This window comes from Flavobacterium cheonanense (assembly GCF_039539185.1).
Classification (GTDB): domain Bacteria; phylum Bacteroidota; class Bacteroidia; order Flavobacteriales; family Flavobacteriaceae; genus Flavobacterium; species Flavobacterium cheonanense.
This window is the reverse complement of record NZ_BAABCT010000003.1, coordinates 150,039-169,476: the sequence shown is the minus strand read 5'-3', so window position 1 is coordinate 169,476 and position 19,438 is coordinate 150,039. Positions and strand designations below refer to the sequence as shown.

Genomic DNA, 19,438 nt, shown 5'->3' with positions numbered 1-19,438 from the left:
TTTATTTAACTGGACGCGATATTTTTTTATCAAATTCTTTTAGAACTTCTTTTCTTCCAATAGTTTTAGTAATAATATCTTTTTCAATATCCCAACCTCGCGCTGGAGAATATTCTCTTCCGTACCAAATGATTTGTAAGTGTAAATCATTCCATAAATCTTTAGGAAAAATGGCTTTGGCATCTTTTTCAGTTTGAATCACATTTTTTCCCGAAGTTAAATTCCATCGATACATTAACCTATGAATATGAGTATCCACAGGAAATGCAGGAACACCAAACGCCTGACTCATAACAACGCTAGCTGTTTTGTGTCCAACTGCAGGAAGTTCTTCTAATGCCTCAAAACTCTGTGGAACTTCTCCATTATATTTGTCGATTAATATGTGCGACAAACCATGAATTCCTTTTGATTTCATTGGAGATAAGCCACATGGACGAATAATTTCCTTAATTTCTTCCACACTCATTTTTATCATATCGTAGGGATTGTCTGCTTTCGCAAATAACAATGGCGTAATTTGATTCACACGAACATCAGTACATTGTGCAGAAAGCAGCACAGCAACCAACAAAGTATAAGGATCTTTATGGTCTAAAGGAATCGGAATGGTTGGATAAAGTTCTTTTAACGTATTTATAACAAACGTTGCACGCTCTTTCTTGGTCATTTTTAACTAAATTTGATTTGTAAATATAGCAACTTTAAACAAAATTAAACGTTAAACTATTTTAAACCATAAATAATGACAACACTTAAAAAAGGAGACAAAGCTCCAAGTTTTTCTGGTAAAGACCAAGATGGAAACCTACACACACTAGCAGATTATAAAGGAAAAAAATTAGTAGTTTTCTTTTATCCAAAAGCCAATACGCCAGGATGTACTGCAGAAGCTTGCGATTTGAGAGATAATTTTGAACGTTTTCAAGCTAATAATTATGCCTTATTAGGAGTAAGTGCTGATAGTGAAAAAGCGCAATTCAAATTCAAAGAAAAATTTGATTTTCCATTTCCATTACTTGCTGATGAGGACAAATCTGTAATTCAAGCCTTTGGCGTTTGGGGTCCAAAAAAGTTTATGGGAAAAGAATACGATGGAATTCACAGAACGACTTTCATAATAGACGAAAATGGAGTAATCGATGAGGTTATTACTGACGTAAAAACTAAAGTTCACGCTTCACAGATTCTAAAATAGAAAAAAACCTCGTTAGTTATTAACGAGGTTTTTTTCTATTCTTTATATTCTAGCAAATCGGCTGGTTGACAGTCTAATGCTTTACAAATGGCTTCTAGCGTACTAAAACGAACCGCTTTGGCTTTTCCTGTTTTGAGTATAGAAAGATTAGCTAAGGTCAAATCAACTTTTTCTGAAAGTTCATTTAATGACATTTTTCTTTTAGCCATCATTACGTCGAGGTTTACAATTATTGGCATAGCTTATACAGTTAGTTCGTTTTCTTCTTGAATTTCGATTCCTCTTTTAAAAATTTGAGCAATTATAAATAAGACAACGCTCATAAATAACCATACTCCAGCGCCATCTATTTTAAGTAAATTAATATCTGGCATTATAACACCTTTACTTTCAAACCATTCTGCATAATTCACAGCCCAACTTGAGAATAACCCAATTCCAAAAGTCAAAAAAACCAAAGTGAAGATGAATTTTCTAACTTCATTACTAAAAGGTTGTAAAAGATTTAATTTTTTATCGTGTATTAATTTTATAATTAGATAAAACATAATTGCTTTCATAATGCCTACAATCGACATTAGAAAAGTTTCTACTAAAAAATAGCCACGATCAAATTGAAAGAGCGAAGACAAATCTAAGCCATTCCAAAAATATTTTGCAACAATTGGCTTAAAGAAAAACGCATAAATCGCATTAAATATAACACCTCCAGTGTCTATACAAATTCCAACAAAGATAAGCCAAGATAAAATGTATAAAACTTTTAGTATTTGCCTAGTAGTAATTTTGATTTCCATATTTGTTTGTTTTAAAATTATGGTACAAATATAATAAATAATTATTGATAAACAATAAATATTTATTTTTTAAAATTTTATTTTTGTTGTTTAAGTAGATTTTAAAATATATAAAGTATTTGTAATGTTATCTTTATTAATATATTTTGATTACAGATCTTTCATTTTATTTGCAATTACAATTAAATAAATATAAAAAAAATCCCCAGTTTTGAACTGAGGATTTCTATATTAAGCTTCTTCAAGCACGCGATTTGGGTCATAACCAAATAGCTTATGTTGTTTTATTAATTCGGCTGTACCTTCTGGTAACATTCTTTCCCAGCCAGGTGTTCCATTGTTGATCATTTTTAATACTTCTCTTGAGAAAATTTTTAGATTTTGCTTTTCGTTTACTGGTACATCAACAACTTTTCCGTTGTATGCGAAGAATTTGTACAATTCTTTCATTCTAGGATGTACTTTCAAGTTTTGTGAAGTAATGATTTCGCCATTTTCTTCCATTGGATACAGATAAACTTTTAAGTCTCTGTAGAATAATTTTCCAAAAGCTTCAAGGATTCCACCACTTAAATGACGGTAGTATTTCTCGTCAAAAATATCAACCAAATTGTTTACTCCCATAACCAATCCCATACGAGCTTTGGTATAACTAGAGAAATATTCAACTACTTTATAATATTCTTGGAAGTTAGAAATCATTACGGTTTGACCTAACGAACAAAGTAATTCGGCTCTATCCATAAAATCGCGTTCGTCAATTTCTCCTTCAGAACGTAAGTTGGAGAGAGTAATTTCAAAAATCACAAACGTATTGTCTTTTTCAACTTTATTTTCTTCAACAAACATTTCAAGTGATTTCTCATACATGTCCATATTTACCTTAGTAACCGGACGGAAACTTCCTCTTAAAGCTAAAATATTTTTCTTGTAAAGAACCGCAGCTGGAAGAATGTTTTTTCCATCTGGACCAAACATCACGGCATCAGTCATTCCATTTTTAACCAATTGTAAACTCATCAAACGATTGTCAACATTAGCAAAACGTGGTCCTGAGAAGTTAATAGTATCAATTTCTAATTGGTCTTTGTCTAAGTGGTCGTATAAATAACGCAATAATTTTTTAGGATCATTGTATTTGTAAAAAGCACCATATATTAAATTCACACCAAGAATACCAAGGGTTTCTTGTTGCAAACGAGCATCAGTTTCTTTAAAACGAATGTGAAGTATAATTTCGTTGTATTCTTCGTCTGGTTCGATTTGGTATTTTATTCCAACCCAACCATGACCTTTAAATTGCTTAGCAAAATCAATAGTTGCCACAGTATTGGCATAACTAAAGAACATTTTATTAGGATGTTTTTCTCTATCCAAACGTTTTTCAATTAAGTCAACTTCATGCGTAAGCATTTTTTTAAGACGACTTTCTGTTACATAGCGACCATCGCCTTCAATACCATAAATGGCATCACTAAAGTCTTTATCGTAAGCCGACATTGCCTTTGCAATAGTTCCAGAAGAACCTCCAGATCTAAAAAAGTGACGAACAGTTTCTTGTCCAGCACCAATTTCAGCGAATGTTCCATAAATATTTTCGTTCAAATTAATTCTAAGCGCTTTGTCTTTTATAGACGGAATTTGCTCAATTACTTTGTCTCCTTTTAACTTAATATCTAATCCGTTATTTCCCATAATCATTATTATACATTGCAAAGTTACTAAAACGATTGCGGTATTAAAAGATAAATAGTTCTATTTTTGTAGAAAATTAACATCTAATACTTTTTTATAAAAAGTATAACAAAAATCGTGCTAAATGAAGGTTTATTTTTTAGGAACAGGAACTTCGCAAGGTATTCCAGTAATTGGAAGTCATCATTCGGTATGTTTGAGTGACGATTTGAAAGACAAACGTTTACGTGTTTCTGTTTGGGTTCATGACGACGAAAACTCCGTTGTAGTTGATTGTGGTCCCGATTTTAGACAACAAATGTTAACTTCTAAATGCACAAAAATTGATGCTATTTTATTCACGCACGAACATTCTGATCACACTGCCGGAATTGATGATATTCGTCCGTTTAATTTCCGACAAGGAGAGATTCCAATTTATGCGCATGAACGTGTAATTAAAAATCTGGAAAAAAGATTTGATTATGTGTTTGAAACGGAGAATAAATATCCAGGAGCTCCATCTGTAAAAGCTATTGAGGTTTCTAATAATAAAGATTTTGTTATAGGTAATTTTAAAGTTTCACCAATCGATGCAATGCATGGAAATTTACAAGTTTTTGGTTTCAGAATAAATGATTTTGCTTATTTAACCGATGTAAAAACTATAGCTTCGGAAGAAGTTGAAAAAATAAAAGGTGTGAAAGTGTTGGTTATTAATGCCTTGCGAGAAGAACCACACCATTCACATTTTAGTTTGCAAGATGCATTAGATTTTGTAACTTTGGTACAACCTGAAAAAACCTATTTGACGCACATAAGTCATTTATTAGGTTTTCATGAAGAGGTGCAAAAAAGGTTGCCAAAGAATGTTTTTTTGGCTTATGATAATTTAGAAATTTCTATATAGTATGAAATCGCCACAAACAATGAATTTACGTTAGTAAATACCTATTTTAGAAAGGCGATACCATATATTACCTATAAAAAATAAAATTAAAATATATGAAAAGACAATTGTATTTGTATTTATTTATTTGTTCGGCTTTAATTGCTGCATTTACTTATATGTATTACAACAAACAAATGGCTCACGAAAAGAGCATTAGTTTATCAAATGAAAAAAGTGCAAAAGATACTATCAATCTTTTAATCAATCAGTTGAATGATGCAGATAGTTTTTCACTTGAGAAGAATGAATACGCACAAAACTATTTTGAAGGTAAAGATGTAACTAAATTAGGTCCTCAAATTAGAGAGGCATTGTTAGCTTATAATGATAAACCTGAAGGCAATATCTATACTGGTCAAGAAAAATTAGGAGCACAAAAATTTATCATCAATAAAATAAAAATATTAAATCATCGTTGGATAATAGCCAACTATAGTGATGGAACCTATTGGGGCGATGTAATGTTGAAGTATTTCATAGATGAAACAGGAAAGGTAACTTTTCAAGTTATGGATAGCTTTATTTATCCAAAAGAAGAATATTAAATAATATCATATGATTAAAAATATAACCACTTTAGTTCTTTTGTTGATTGTTTTAGTTTCTTGCAAACAGCAAGATGATGCTATTCAAGATGAGACAAAAACTCAACCAAAAGATTCAACAATAGTAGGAGCAGATCAAGATGAAAATGGATGTTTGGCATCTGCTGGATATACTTGGTCTAAATTGAATAAAGAATGTGTTAGAGCATTCACAGGTATTCAATTAAATCCATCGGATGATATTGCTACAGAAGATGTAACGCTTTGTGCTTATGTGCTTTTTAATGATAATGGAGATAAAGCTGAAGTATTTATGCCAGACGAAAAGTCATTCATTTTAACAAGAAGTGCTGAGGGGAAACCATGGATTTTTGAAGATTATCAATTGGTGCCATGGAAAGGTTATGTGCTCAATAAAGCAGGTGTAACTATTTATTCTGGTGATGGTGAAATTGGAAATAAAGTTACTAGTAGTGATAATCCTGAGGAAGGTGAATAAATTACAATATTAATTCGGTTTTACCATATTAACAAAATAAACTTAACATTACTATTTTATTTCAATAGTTAATTGTTTTTTTTTTATTTAGAACATTACTACAATTTTTTATACAAATTATTTTAATTTTATAATTTTAGTCAATTTGGAAGATTCAACCAATCTATGCGAATATTAAAAAATCAGTAATATTAATTTTTGATTGTTCTTTCTTTTTAAAATAATCCGTTAACGAACCTGTAATTAACCAAAAATCCTTTTTACAATCATTACAAACACTTTGATGAATATCGTATTCGTGCTCACTATTTATAGTGTTTTTTAATTGACAATGTAAGCATTCACTTTCATTTGATAAATTTTCTTTTGTTTGTTCAAAATTACTGTTTGTATAAGTTTTAGATAACATTTCTTTTACATTTTTTTCTAATCTATTATCATCTTCTTGTGGTTTGCCTGAAATTTTAGTTAAAGGTTTTTCTATCATAATATTAATGTTTGAATGTTTTGTTTAAATACTTACACATTATAATAATACTCAAATTGAAAATTCTATTTCTTTTGATATTTTTATTATTTGATACTATTATAAACTAGTATAAGTTTATACAATTAAACTAAGTTATATCTACTATTGTCTATTTGAGGCTAAATAAAAATTATAATTAATAATCCAAGGTTTTATCAAATCTTTATCTTTCATTTCAATTTTAATTTTATTTTCAGTGGAGTCATTATATTTCACTTTTAAATAATAGCTTTTTTTAAAAAAAAAATTATTTATTTTATAATGAAGTTTGGTTTTTTTTCTTTCATAGACAAGATTTATTTCCTTAATATCAGCATTTGAAATAAAATATTTCTTTAATATTAATGAAGTGTTTTCAGGAGCCATTTTTTTTTGTAATTAATGTTTAAATTAATAATTTATGTAAATTTATGTTAAAAATGTTTTTAAAATTAAACCTAAAATTATGTTGATTCATTTTTTAATTTAAGAGTAACTACTTTTAAGTTTTTAGTAATTTTTATTTTAAAAAAATATTTATTTTAAGGTTTTTAGTAACTTTAAAAATAGATAAAAAAAACTAAAAATGTTATTTTAATATTTACATTTGATTTATAATTTAATTATTAAATTTTTATACATGCTTCTTAATTTAATTTATTTATTAGTTGTTCTACTTGGCTTAATTTGTATTTATGTATTTTTAATAACATACAAATCAAATAGTCGTAATAATACTTACATTATCTTTTTGTTACTATTAATAGTATTAAAATTTTTTTTAGAAATTGTATTCAATTTTAATAAGGAATGGAAACCTAATTTTTCTTTTGCACCATTTTTTATGGTTGCATATCCTGCAACTTTTTTGTACTTTAAAAGCTTAGTTTTAAATATAAAAAGATATAATTATAAAGAAATACTTCATTTTATATCGCCCATATTTGTTGGGTCAATAAATCAAATAAATAATAATTATAATTTTTTAGGTGATTACAGCACCTTAATTTTTCTAATATTTTTTATTCTCTTTTCTCTTTTTTATACTTTTAGTTCTTTCCTATTACTAAAAAAACAAGTTTGGAATCAGAACTCAAATATTGGCTTGATTAACAAACAAAATAATTTAATTTATAAATGGACTTTAATTTTATTTTCAATTACTTTTATAGCTACTGTTAGAATTTATTTTTCAATATATTATGAATTCAATCATGAAGGACTTATCTCGAGTAAAAATTTTCTTTGGATATCGGCACTACTTTGGATTGTTATATTTTCATATTTATTATACAATCCGGATATATTTTTGGGATTTAATGCCTTGTATAAAAAAATTGAATTGCAGAAAAACAAAACTTTCTCATTATTAGAAGTATGGATCTTAAATCATGATGTTAAAATAAATAATAAACAAGATGAGTTGTTAAAGGAAAAAATAGTTCCAGATTTATTAAATAATTTAAAAGAAATTGAAAATTTAGTTTTGTTCAAAAATTGTTTTAGAAATCAAAAAATAACACAAAAAGAATTTGCTGAGAATTTAAATATCCCTAAAAGTCATGTGAATTTTATATTTAAATATCACTCTAAAATAAGTTTTAATGAATTTAAGAAAATTATTCGTGTTTATGATGCTATAAATTTAATAGAATCAGGTTATTTAAAGTTAAACACTCTTAATGCATTAGCAGAAAAAGTAGGTTTTTCTTCCTATAATCCCTTTTTTACATCATTCAAAGAAATTACAGGATTAAGTCCACATAAATACATTAAAGAGTTACAATTCAAATAAAACTTAAAGGAATTAATAATTGTTCTTGTAATTGTCTTCGTTCTTTGTTGTAGTCCAAATTTTTATTTTGAATAAGAAAAATGATATTGAAGTTATAATTTTATTTAAAAATTTAATCAGTAATTAAAGCCAATATAGCTATATTAGGTCGTCAATTAAATATATTTATAACAATTTATTACCACAAATAATATTATTCATTTTGATTTATTATTTGATTAGTAACCAATTTTTAAAATCGAAGAAATTTTGTGGTGCAACACCATGTCCAACAGGATATTCTTTATATACAATATCAATTCCAAGTTCTTTAAGTTTTGGAATTGAATTTCTTGCCCAATCCACAGGAACAACTTGATCTACTGAACCATGTGAAGCAAATACTCTTAACTTAGATAAATCATTTTCTTTGAAATTTTCAATAGCAATTTCTTCATTAAAATAACCACTCATTGCAACGACACGTTGTACTTTCTGAGGATAAGAAACAGCGATAGCATAACTCAAAATGCAACCTTGACTAAATCCAATAAGTGTTACATCATTGGCATCAATAGCATAATTGGCAACTAATTCATCTATAAATGTTGCTATCAAATCTCTAGATTGCTGTGCTTGTCCAATATCTGAAAATTTGTTTTCATCGGCATCGAAGTTTATTGCATACCAAGCGTAACTTCCATACATCATATCGTATGGAGCACGAGCAGAAACTATATAATATTCCTCTGGTAATTCTGATGCAAAAGAGAGTAAATCTTCTTCATTACTTCCATATCCATGAAGTAAAAGCAGTAACGGATTTTTGTCTTTCTTTATTTTGGGTTCACGAACTAAGTGATGTAATGTCATTATATAAAATTAAATATTTTTAAACCATTTTTGAAACAATCCACCAAGTAATGGTAATTTGATAGTTTCACCGCGAGCTGCTGTAAAAATTCCATAAATCGTTAACACAGAAATAAAAATCCACATTGGTGCTGCAACCATAATACTTTCAAAATGACTTATGGAAACACCTAAAACTACAAATGTTAAGGTCAATCCTAATCCTTGTCTAATATGAAACGAAGCAAACGGATTTTTGTTTTCCGAATTCATTGATAGTGCAATTAAAACACCAATTATCAGAATGTAACTAGTGATTGCAGTTGATTTTCCTTCATCAATTGTTTTCTTGTCCATTAAGCTAAAACTAATTTTTTGTTATTGTAAATTCCAATTACTTTTCCTTTCATTTTTGTTCCAAGAAAAGCACTGTTTTTTGATTTTGATAAAATATGCTCTTTAGTAAAAATCCATTCAGTATCTGTAGTGAATAAAGTGATATTTGCTTTGTTTCCTTCTGCAATTTCTGTTTGATTTAGATTGAAAATAGTACTACTTGAAGTAAGTTTTTCTACTATTTTTTCTAATGGTAAAACGGTTAACAATGCTCCAAAAGCACTTTCTAAACCAATAGTTCCGTTTTTAGCCAAATCAAATTCCATTTTTTTGTGTTCAATATCCATCGGATTGTGGTCGGATGTTATCGTATCAATGGTATTGTCTAAAATTCCTGAAATTAAAGCGATTCTATCATTGTCTGTGCGTAAAGGCGGTGCAACTTTAAATCGAGTGTCAAATCCTTCTAATTTTTCATCCGTTAATACCAAATTATGAACGGCAACACTACAGGTAACTTTTAGTCCTTTTGCTTTAGCATTTCGAATAAGTTCTACCGATTTTGCTGTTGAAATGGTTGGAATATGTAATTTTCCACCGGTATATTCAAGTAAAAACAAGTTTCGAGCAACTATCAATTCTTCTGCAAGATTTGGAATTCCTTTCAAACCTAATCTAGTTGATACAATTCCTTCGTTTACAACGCCACTTCCTTTTATTTTTTCATCTTGGCAAAAAGCGATTACCAAGCTTTCAAAATCTTGAACGTATTGCAATCCAATTTTAAGCAAATTGGCATTAGACAAACTTTTCCCATAATCACCAAAGGCAATCGCTCCAGCATTTTTCATGTCATAAAGTTCGGCTAAATCGTTTCCTTCGCTATTTTTTGTTAAAGCACCAATCGGAAATAAATCAGTTGCAGTATCGTTAGCTTTTTGTTTTACAAATAAAATCTGAGATTGATTGTCAAGAATTGGAGCAGAATTTGGTTGAAGCGCTACGGAAGTAAAACCGCTTTTTGCAGCTACATTCAATCCATTAGCAATAGTTTCTCTGTCTTCAAAACCTGGTTCTCCAAAAGAAACACTACTATCAAACCATCCTTGAGAAAGATGTAAATTAGATTGTTTTATTTCTTTATAATCATCTGAAGGCGAGAGGTTGGTTCCTATTTTTTCTAGGATTCCATCATTGATTTTTACATCAACTACCTGATTGTGAAAAGGACTTTTTGAGTCGATAATCTTGGCTTCTCTGATTATGATTTTCATTTTACAAATTTTTGAATTAAAACTTCCAACGTGATGAATAGCAAAGCTAAAATAACAAACCATTTCCAAAGTTGATTATCGGCTCGATTGGCTTGTAGCGTATCAAATATTGCATCTACATTGCTTATCTCTTTGTAATCACTTACAGCATCTGGATTAGCGTTAGCTAAATTGCTTTCGGTTCTATTATAATTAAAACTTAAATTTTCTATGGATTTGGCGGAATTATAAATCTCAAAGTTTCCAGCTTCTTTCGGATTATCATTGAAAGTCAACTTTACTTTGTCATTTAATATTTGTTGCACCGGAATAAAACTTTCTGTACCGTTTTTAATGTTAACGATTTCGTCTTTGCTTAATGAAGTCTGAGCAATAAATGGTTTGTTATCTCCAATTACTATATCATTAATTCCGGCTTTCTGAGCGTTTTGTCCCATGTTGTAAAAAGTTGGAACAATAATGGGCGAATTCTGAAAATTACTATTGATTTTGTTAATTGGAGCAGCAAAAACATAAACAGACGAAATACTATTTTGAATAGCACTCAAAAAGGAAGTTTGATCACTATAACCCAAAACCATAGGAGCGGAGTTGCTTATTTCAAAGGAGTTTTTTGTATTTGGATATTGAAAGTTGTCAACTTTTTTCTCAAAAACACTACTGAATAAGGGATGACTAAAATTAATTTTTGTAACCATTTTTTCCTTATCCGACAAAGCTTTAAACTGAACGCCACCAAAATTATATAAAAAGCCATTCAAGTTGGTTGTACTGCTTTCTTCGTTTGGAATTAAAACTACATTTCCGCCTTTTTCTACAAATGATTTTAATGTGGTTTGAAGTGCTTGTGGAATATCTTTTAGTTCGTTTAAAACAATGGCATCTTGTTTGTCAAGTAAATTATAATCTAATGATTGAAGTGAATAATTGGTATAGTTGAATTCATTAGCAGTATAAATCCTTGATAAAAAACCGCTTTTTTCAGGTTCACCGATGCTAATCACGTTACTTTTTTCAGGTTTTGAGATACTGAAGTAGTAATTGTTGTCATATTCCAAACTGTTATCAACTATAGCAACATAACCATGAAAATCTTCTTTTGGAATGGTGAAATTGATGGTTTTTGTTTTGGATTCAAAATTGACTAAAGTCTTGGCAGCCAATTTCTTTTTGTTGTACAAGGCAATTGGAATATCTTTGAAATCGTCTCCATAAGCATCTAATTTTACACCGATTTCATAAAAATTATCCATCGTTTGATTGATGTAAACACTATCAATAGCGATGTTGTCGGTTTTTTCAGCTTCTGGAATTATGAAATATAAATTTTCGTCGTCTTTGATATTTTTAACTTGATTAGGTTGTAAACCAACACCATCAGTAATTACCACAATATCTTTATTGAAAGCCGATTTGTGTGCTTTTATTTTAGACAAAAGATTATCCAATTGAAATGGTGAAGCACTGTATTTCAGGTTCTGAAGTTCTTTCTGGATGGATTTTATATCGGTATTCCAAAAGTTGTCAGAGCATGTTATTAAGGAGAAATTTGCATTTTCTGGTGTATGTTCTAGTAAATCTTGAACGGCACGTTTTAGCAATTCGCCTTTTTGACCTTTTGCTTGCATACTGAAAGAATTGTCAAGAACGATGTACAATTCATTAGTAGCATTTTTACTGTCTTTGGCTTTAAAAAAAGGCTGAGCAAAGGCAATTATCAAGAAAGTTAGTAACAACAATCTTGTAGCTAAAAGTAAATATTTTTTGATTTTAGAACTTTTTCTAGTTTGAACAACAAGTTCTTTTAAGAATTTTACGTTGGTAAAATATTCTGTTTTGAATTTTCGCAACTGAAAAAGATGCACCAGAATCGGAATGACCAATAAGAATAGGAAATAGAGAATTTCTGGATGTTTAAACTGCATTTCTATTTAGAATTTACTTCACTAAGTATAATTTTGTAGCGGAGTTCAGTGATTTCTTAATTGTCAAAAGTAACAAAAAGTTAATAGGTTTAAAAGTTTAAAGGTTTAAAAGTTTCATAAAACTATCAACTATTACAGCTTGCTGAAAACTATTTCTTCTTCTTAGCAGCTCTCTTACGTTCTACACCACGATTTCTAGGTTCTGTTTTTCTAGGTTTAGTTTTTGCAGGTCCACCAAGATTTACTTTTTGATTTTTCTTAGATTTTTCGTGAAAAGCATCTCCACCCTCAATTTTGGGTTTCTTTAAAAGTTGTTTTACTTTTTTTCTATCTTTTTCAAATTCTAATAATCTCACGGCTACTTCAACTCCTTCTGGAAAATCTAAAAATTGGATTTCTTTTTCCATTAAGATTTCCGCTTGAATTTGAATTTCTTCTTCACTCGGACTTATAAAACTGATGGCAGTTCCCGATTTATCAGCACGACCCGTTCTACCAATTCTGTGAATGTATTGTTCTGGAATTTCAGTAAATTCAAAATTGATAACATGAGTAACATCAGAAATATCCAAACCACGAGCCATTACATCTGTAGTAATAATTCCTCTTAATTCGCCAGCTTGAAAAGAAGCCATGGTATTCAAACGATAATTTTGTGATTTATTAGAGTGAATTACACCAAATTGCTCAGGATGACTTTCTTCAATACTATTGGCAATTAAGTCAACAGTCTTTTTATTATTGGCAAAAATCAAAACTCTTGAAGTACTTTCGTCAGTATCTAAAAGATGATTTAATAGATTTAGTTTGGTTAAAAAATTAGGTGCATAGTAACCCAATTGTTCAATTTTTTCTAATGGAGTTCCAGAAGCTGCAAGTGAAACTTCTTCTGGTAATTCAAAATATTCGTCAAGCATGGCATCTACTTCATCAGTCATGGTTGCAGAAAATAAGATATTTTGACGTTTGTTTTTCATCATTGTCAATAATGAAGTCACTTGGGTTCTAAAACCTAAATTTAAGATTTCATCAAATTCATCAATGACTAATTTTTGCAGCGAATCAAAACGAATGACATTATCTAAAGCCAAATCCATTGTTCTTCCAGGAGTTCCCACAAGAATATCGATTCCTTCGTAAACGGCTTTTTTCTGTGTATTGATGTTAACGCCACCATAAATACCAAGCGTTCGCACGGACATGTATTTGGTTAAGCTTTCAATAACTTCAACAATTTGAACTACTAATTCACGCGTAGGAACTAAAATCACTACACGAGCCGAATCAGTATTTACAAACTTCCATTGTTTTAAAAGAGGTAATAAATAAGCTAAGGTTTTACCCGTACCAGTTTGTGCAATTCCCATTACATCACGTCCCGACATAATAACAGAAAACGATTTTTCCTGAATTGGAGTAGGAGTAGTCAACCCCATTTCGTCAATTGCTTTTTGTAAGGATTTAGGAAGATTAAATTGCTCAAAAGTATTCATTGCGTCTAATTTTTTGCAAAGGTAGGGAATTCTTTTTTGGGAAGGAAAAGAGGTGTTTTTCGTATAATTTTATAAACAATTTTAATTTTTCATTACTCAATACTTTTTATAAAAAGTTTTATCTTTATTAAGATGTATAATTGCATTTGAAAAATAGTCAATTATTTCTTTTTAAAATTCACTTTTTTCTGATAGGCAATCGTTATTTTTTGAATCAAATACCATTACTGAGGCAAACATCTCTTCCCAACTTTCTTTACCACTTGCCATTATTGTGAATAGCTCTTCTTTATCATCAAAAAGTTTGATGTTTTCCCAAATTAGAATAAATCCATTATTATTTCCAGAAGGTACTTCCGAAGTCCATTTTCCAAATTTATCGAACATTATTTTTTGTGTGTACATTGCAGAAGCTACTGCATTAAACTTCAAAGTATACACTGTTGATGAATCTTTACTATTTAAAGTTGCTTGTTTTAAAACTTCATAATCCTTAAAACCATTTTCGTAGATATAAGGTATATTTGGATTTGAAGTTTTTGTTCTTCCACCAACATTTTTTTGTTTCGTAGGTTTTTGCGAATAACTATTGTTTGAAAAACAAACGATGAGGAATAGTATTGATAGGTATTTTATGTTTTTCATCTTGAAATTTGTAAACTCAAATATAATAAAAGTAATCAATTTATTGAGATTGCTACTTTACAACCTTACCATTTTCATCAATGATAATTTCTTTTCCACTTAAATAGGCTTTTGCTGTTAGTTTTTTGGCAGCGTTGTAGTTGAAATCGGTTGGTTTTTCATAATAGAAATGGGTTATTTCTTTTCCAGAAGTATCTATATAGCCGTATCCAAAATCGAGTTTGGCAATACAAAAACCATTTCTATAGCGGTAAATTTCATCATATTTTACAGGAGTAATTTCTTTTCCATCTTTGTTGAGAACGCCATATTTTGAATCGATTCTAACACGATAAAATCCGTAATCAATCGTTTCGATTTCATCATATATAAAAGAGGTCATAAGTTTACCATTAGCATCCAATAAACCTACTTTTCTGTTTCTATTGGTTTTATCATTGGCATCAATAAGAGTGGCTACAATGGTATTATCAACAGTGAAGTATAAATCATCATATTTGCATGGAATCACGACAATTCCTTTATTGGTAATGACTCCATATTTTTTATCTTTTATTAGTGTACCCAATTCGTTTCTAGAAGTTTCCCAAAAAGAGTCGTATTCGCAGGGTAAAACTACTTTATTATCTAAATCTATCAAGCCAAATTTAGTGCCTTTTTTTACAGTAAATAGTAAGTTTTTCCATTCATAAATTAAATCGTAATTTTTTCCTATTTCTTCAAAATCTAAATTCAAAATGTAGTGTTTGTTGCCATCTCTAAAACCTGTTGTTCGATAATAGTTGTTGTATGGATTTTGAGGTATCGAACCATATTTAAACTTCGAAATTTCATTTCCTTTTTTGTCTATGGCACCACAACCATCGGTTTTGCAAGCCCAATATTTTCCAGATGGATAGTAATTTTCAATGATGTCTTCAAGATTGCTATAAATGGGTTGTGTTTTTATTTTAAAATTGGAATCAATAATTCCATAAAGGGTTGTGTATCGGTCTATATTTTCAATAGCATCATTGGTATAGAGATAAAAATCATTTTTGTAAATTAAGTCCGTGTAAATGGGTTCAATTAGACTTTCTTCTTTATAATTTATTAAACCATATTTAGTATTTTTTTTAATCTTAAAAACATCTTTTTTTAGAGGAATTAACTCTTCATATTTTGGCTCTATTGCTAGTTTATCACTTTTGAATCCCCATTTTCCGTCGCGTTTTATCGTGTAGAAACAAGTTTCGTCTTCTCTATCGTTTCTAGTATCAAACATTACATAAGAATTAAGATTGTAGTTATCACCATAGCTAAGAATGGCATCATAAACAACTTCCAAAATTGGAGTGCCTAGAGTATCAATTATACCAACTTTGTTGTTTTCAGTAACATAAAAATTGTATTTCCCATAGAAAGGATAATTGGTTTTGGCTATATAGTTTGCATCTAATCTTGAGGCGTGTGATACAGTAATGCATTTTTCAGAAGGAAGGAAATCGGTAGATTTAAAAGTTTTTCCTCTCAAGTTGTATTGGTGTAACAGTTCACCATTTTTATTTCTTAAAATAATAGTATTGTGTCCATAATTTATTCGTCGGATACTGCTTATTGGTCTTATCATATCTTCATGAGCAATTCGAGCTTTTTCATAATTATTGTAGTCGATTTCAATCATTTGAATACCATTATAAAAATTATAATAAATGGTGTTAGGTCCTTTTTTATCTTTGTCAAATTCCAGGGAAGACATCGTAATTTGACCATTTGAATTCTCAAAAATAAGCAATGATAAAATTGTAAATATGTAGTTTTTTAAATGCATTGAAATACTATTAATGTTGTGAAACTATAAATAATATTCAATAAATTGATTGATTTTAACAAGATATTAAAGGTGTTTATTCATAAGGCAAAACATAAGGTTGCCCAATTTGGAAGTTATTCAAGTTGATATCGGTGTTTTGAAAAGTATTGGTTTTAATGATATTGCTTCCATCAATAGGAAGTGAAGGATAATAAGAAAACGAAAATTGAAAACTATTGAAAACTAGATAATTGTTATTGATTAAGACACCAAGTCCAATTTGAGAATACATTTTATTGCTGAAAAATTTATGATTTCCGTTGTCTAGAAATCCGATAGTGAAATTCATAAACGGACTCAAATTGAAACCATACCAATTTCTTGGATTGTAAGATTGCGTTTGGAATGTAGTTAGAAATTTTTTCGTTCCCACAAGTGGTGAGCTATTAAAACCCGGAATTCCGTTGACATCAATTAAGTTCAATCGGTCTTTTGGAGTATTTAATCGATTATTTCCTAAAATTAAAACTGGTCTAACAAATTGTCTGAATTTCCAACTTCCAATCGAAAATAAGTTGGTAAAGTAATTGGTTTCAATTTTGATAGTGGTTTGTTCCGTTTTTCCGTTATTAATGAAGGAACCATATTCTATATTAGCACTTATATAACCAAAATCAAGGTAGTCACCGTAGGAAAATCTTCCACCAAAATAGGCTCTGTTTAAGTTATTTTTATTTTCAAAGCCGCCAGTGAAGGAGAATACTTTTCCGTAAGGAATATCTTCAATCACACCAAAACGAAACAAGTATTTGTCTTGATAAAACTGCTGACTTGAAATTCCGATAGTTGCTAAATAGCGTTTTGACGAGTTAAAAAAACGAATAGTGTCATAGCTAAGTTCGGGTTGTTTTAAGTAAGTTGTGTTTGTAAAACCTAAAGAAGTAATCAGATTAGTAGCTCTCGAGAAATCGGAATTTCCTGCAAATATTTTACTCGAATGTGCTGCCCAAAATTCATAGGTTTTTATTTTAAAATTTTGAGCTGAGGTAACCAAACTTGAATTGGTCATATTTTCGTTATAAAATCTATAATCATAATAAAAGCCACCAGCCAAATGTGTTAAAGCAGAATAAAAAGGTCTTTCAATTCTAGCAGTTTTGTAAGTGTTGTTTAGCAAATCTGTTCTTGAGGAAACAGTTGCATTTACAAACGAATTTTTAAAATTACGAATCGTATATCTTGAGTCGTAAGCAAATGTATTATTTGTAAAACTTCGAATATAATCTAAGCTGACTTCGTGTCCTAAACCAAAAAAATTACGTTCAGTAAGTTCTAAATTGGCTTTAGATGTAGTAATTGCTCCAGTTGGAATCAAACTCCAAGTATCTAAAACTCTTACAGAAATATCTATAGAATCTTGACAATTTTCTATTGCGATTGGTTTGATAACAACACTTCTAACAAATCGTTGGCTTCTTATTAAACGTTCAGATTCTTTTACAAGTAAGGAATCTAATTCTTGATTTTTTTTAAAAAGTAATAAATTTCTAATGGTCCATTTTTTACTTTTGATGTGTAAAGAGTTTCCAAAACGTTCTAATTTTTTTTCTGGAACTTCTTTTTCATTTTCGGCAGAATATCCAAAAGGATCTGTGGTTTCAATAGTTATATTTCGGATGATTCTACAATTGTATTTTTCAAAAGATTTCTGAATAGGAGAGGCGCCTTTTTTCTTTTGTTTTTTTGCAGCTTCTGTTTTTTTTGGTCTAAACATCAACTTGTGCATCAGTTTGAAGAATTTTCTTTCTTTAGAAAAATCATCAATTTTTTTGTAAACACTATCTGATTTAGTAGGAATGGTATTTTGAGCTGACAAAATTTGACAACTAAATAGCAATATCACTAAATAAAGATAATAGCGCATTTTTCTAGGTTATTATTAAATATAACGATTTAAAACTTAAAAACTGAATGTTTAACATTTTAGTATAAAAAAATCCCCAATTGCTTTACAATTGAGGATGAATTTTTATTTTACACTGAACACTGAACACTGAACACTGAACACTGAACACTGAACACTAACTCTTCTGTTCTTTATTAAAGTAAACTAAGTAGTAATACATTTGTTTTTCTTCATCCCAACCTTTTTCTACAAATTTTTCGGCACTTTCCGGATTGATAAAGTCCAATTTGATTTGAATATTGGTATCAAGATTAATAACGTTTTTAATCGATTTTCTGGCGTCAGAAACAGCAGCATTGGCTATTGGAAATGAAGTAACATCTTCAATACTATATTTTTCGCCTCTATCGGCTTTGTAATTTTTGAATTCTGGAATCAAATCTGGGTTGTCCATTACTTCATTTAAGAAAGCTGTTTCTTCAAAATTATCGTTTTTAGCAAAATGATTTACCGCACGATTCATAAACATAACTTCTTGTTTTTTATCTTCGGCTGGAAAAACAACTTCTTTTGCAAACTCTTGACAGAATTTTAAATACTTTTTAGTCATGAAATTTTCATCTTGAAAAGCATCCACAGCAAGAAAATGTTCCAACCAATAACGTGCATCATAACGATTGCTATCAACAGTCAAAATTTTATAACCTTCTTCTTTTTTGTGATTAAAAATCAAACAACCTTTATCCAGTTTATTTAAATTAATTCCTTCTTGAAGAACCATTTCTAAATTACTATCTTTTTCTTCAAATTGAAGGAAATCGGTGCGCAACTCACTTTTAAAAACACCAATAGCATCTACAACGTTATTATCGATGGAAACATTGGTTAAATAAGTCACATAAACTTCTCCGTTTTTGATGTGCGGATGATTGGATTGTTCAAAAAGGTGATTGGTTATTTTTTTAGAAACTTCATGCACCGAACTTGGATTTGTAAAAATCTCAGTAGCTAAATTGAACATATCATTGTATTCCAAATCTACTTCATGTGCAAATTGAAAGTAGTTTTCTTCTTTTTCACGAAATGATTTAAAGAAATATTCCTTCAACAAAGGAACAATTTCATCGTTTAATCCGTATTGGTTTTCTGATAGAAAAATAGCTTCGTTACGGCTTTTATTTCCAACTCTATGGATGGATAAAGATTCTATGTGGGTATTGAAAAGGTTAATCATTTATTTTTATAATTTTTGAAGTCTATTTTCTATT

The 19,438-nt window shown here is 29.4% G+C and carries 19 protein-coding genes; 5 read left to right on the top strand and 14 right to left on the bottom strand.

Annotated features, from left to right (window positions below):
- Position 1 precedes the first annotated feature (1 nt).
- A complete protein-coding gene (locus ABD766_RS07695) occupies positions 2-670 on the bottom strand; it encodes an endonuclease III domain-containing protein (RefSeq protein ID WP_344816129.1) in 669 nt (222 codons plus the stop codon).
- A gap of 75 nt (positions 671-745) precedes the next feature.
- On the opposite strand from ABD766_RS07695, the gene bcp reads away from it, so the two are divergent.
- On the top strand, positions 746-1,198 hold the full coding sequence (gene bcp, locus ABD766_RS07690; RefSeq protein WP_344816128.1) for a thioredoxin-dependent thiol peroxidase: 453 nt from the start codon (positions 746-748) through the stop codon (positions 1,196-1,198).
- Positions 1,199-1,233: 35 nt separating this feature from the next.
- Here bcp and ABD766_RS07685 read toward each other — a convergent pair whose 3' ends face one another.
- The 3 genes from ABD766_RS07685 to ABD766_RS07675 all read right to left on the bottom strand — a co-directional run bounded on the left by ABD766_RS07685 (position 1,234) and on the right by ABD766_RS07675 (position 3,690).
- Positions 1,234-1,437 carry a helix-turn-helix domain-containing protein gene (locus ABD766_RS07685; RefSeq protein ID WP_298302266.1) on the bottom strand — a complete coding sequence of 68 codons (204 nt, stop codon included), beginning with the start codon at positions 1,435-1,437 and terminating at the stop codon, positions 1,234-1,236.
- Between the two features lie 3 nt (positions 1,438-1,440).
- Positions 1,441-1,995 (bottom strand): hypothetical protein, encoded by a 555-nt coding sequence (locus ABD766_RS07680; RefSeq protein ID WP_344816127.1) that lies wholly within the window; start codon positions 1,993-1,995, stop codon positions 1,441-1,443.
- Between the two features lie 231 nt (positions 1,996-2,226).
- Positions 2,227-3,690, bottom strand: a complete 1,464-nt coding sequence (locus ABD766_RS07675; RefSeq protein WP_298302257.1) for a TonB-dependent receptor — start codon at positions 3,688-3,690, stop codon at positions 2,227-2,229.
- A gap of 124 nt (positions 3,691-3,814) precedes the next feature.
- Between ABD766_RS07675 and ABD766_RS07670 the strand changes: the two genes are divergently transcribed.
- From ABD766_RS07670 to ABD766_RS07660, 3 genes are all read left to right on the top strand, one after another.
- Positions 3,815-4,579, top strand: coding sequence for an MBL fold metallo-hydrolase (locus tag ABD766_RS07670; protein WP_344816126.1), 765 nt, complete (start codon positions 3,815-3,817; stop codon positions 4,577-4,579).
- Between the two features lie 95 nt (positions 4,580-4,674).
- Positions 4,675-5,166: a hypothetical protein gene (locus tag ABD766_RS07665; RefSeq protein WP_344816125.1), complete on the top strand. Its 492-nt coding sequence runs from the start codon at positions 4,675-4,677 to the stop codon at positions 5,164-5,166.
- Between the two features lie 10 nt (positions 5,167-5,176).
- Positions 5,177-5,665 carry a hypothetical protein gene (locus ABD766_RS07660; RefSeq protein ID WP_344816124.1) on the top strand — a complete coding sequence of 163 codons (489 nt, stop codon included), beginning with the start codon at positions 5,177-5,179 and terminating at the stop codon, positions 5,663-5,665.
- A gap of 163 nt (positions 5,666-5,828) precedes the next feature.
- Here ABD766_RS07660 and ABD766_RS07655 read toward each other — a convergent pair whose 3' ends face one another.
- A complete protein-coding gene (locus ABD766_RS07655) occupies positions 5,829-6,152 on the bottom strand; it encodes a hypothetical protein (RefSeq protein WP_344816123.1) in 324 nt (107 codons plus the stop codon).
- Positions 6,153-6,780: 628 nt separating this feature from the next.
- Between ABD766_RS07655 and ABD766_RS07650 the strand changes: the two genes are divergently transcribed.
- Positions 6,781-7,968 carry a helix-turn-helix domain-containing protein gene (locus tag ABD766_RS07650; RefSeq protein ID WP_344816122.1) on the top strand — a complete coding sequence of 396 codons (1,188 nt, stop codon included), beginning with the start codon at positions 6,781-6,783 and terminating at the stop codon, positions 7,966-7,968.
- Between the two features lie 210 nt (positions 7,969-8,178).
- On the opposite strand, the gene ABD766_RS07645 is transcribed toward ABD766_RS07650, so the two are convergent.
- From ABD766_RS07645 to ABD766_RS07605, 9 genes are all read right to left on the bottom strand, one after another.
- Complete coding sequence (locus ABD766_RS07645) at positions 8,179-8,820, bottom strand: alpha/beta hydrolase (RefSeq protein WP_344816121.1); 642 nt, start codon at positions 8,818-8,820, stop codon at positions 8,179-8,181.
- A gap of 9 nt (positions 8,821-8,829) precedes the next feature.
- Positions 8,830-9,156, bottom strand: coding sequence for a magnetosome magnetite crystal formation protein family (locus ABD766_RS07640; protein WP_344816120.1), 327 nt, complete (start codon positions 9,154-9,156; stop codon positions 8,830-8,832).
- Entirely contained in the window at positions 9,156-10,409 is a 1,254-nt protein-coding gene (locus ABD766_RS07635; RefSeq protein ID WP_344816119.1) for a dihydroorotase, read from the bottom strand. The genes ABD766_RS07640 and ABD766_RS07635 overlap by 1 nt, the downstream gene beginning before the upstream one ends.
- Positions 10,406-12,334 carry a BatA domain-containing protein gene (locus tag ABD766_RS07630; RefSeq protein WP_344816118.1) on the bottom strand — a complete coding sequence of 643 codons (1,929 nt, stop codon included), beginning with the start codon at positions 12,332-12,334 and terminating at the stop codon, positions 10,406-10,408. The genes ABD766_RS07635 and ABD766_RS07630 overlap by 4 nt, the downstream gene beginning before the upstream one ends.
- Positions 12,335-12,483: 149 nt before the next feature.
- On the bottom strand, positions 12,484-13,827 hold the full coding sequence (locus tag ABD766_RS07625) for a DEAD/DEAH box helicase (RefSeq protein WP_344816117.1): 1,344 nt from the start codon (positions 13,825-13,827) through the stop codon (positions 12,484-12,486).
- Positions 13,828-13,998: 171 nt separating this feature from the next.
- Positions 13,999-14,472, bottom strand: coding sequence for a hypothetical protein (locus ABD766_RS07620; protein WP_344816116.1), 474 nt, complete (start codon positions 14,470-14,472; stop codon positions 13,999-14,001).
- Between the two features lie 52 nt (positions 14,473-14,524).
- Complete coding sequence (locus tag ABD766_RS07615; protein WP_344816115.1) at positions 14,525-16,282, bottom strand: WG repeat-containing protein; 1,758 nt, start codon at positions 16,280-16,282, stop codon at positions 14,525-14,527.
- 76 nt (positions 16,283-16,358) lie between these two features.
- Complete coding sequence (locus ABD766_RS07610; RefSeq protein WP_344816114.1) at positions 16,359-18,140, bottom strand: BamA/TamA family outer membrane protein; 1,782 nt, start codon at positions 18,138-18,140, stop codon at positions 16,359-16,361.
- A gap of 205 nt (positions 18,141-18,345) precedes the next feature.
- Entirely contained in the window at positions 18,346-19,404 is a 1,059-nt protein-coding gene (locus ABD766_RS07605; RefSeq protein WP_344816113.1) for a nucleoid-associated protein, read from the bottom strand.
- Positions 19,405-19,438 lie beyond the last annotated feature (34 nt).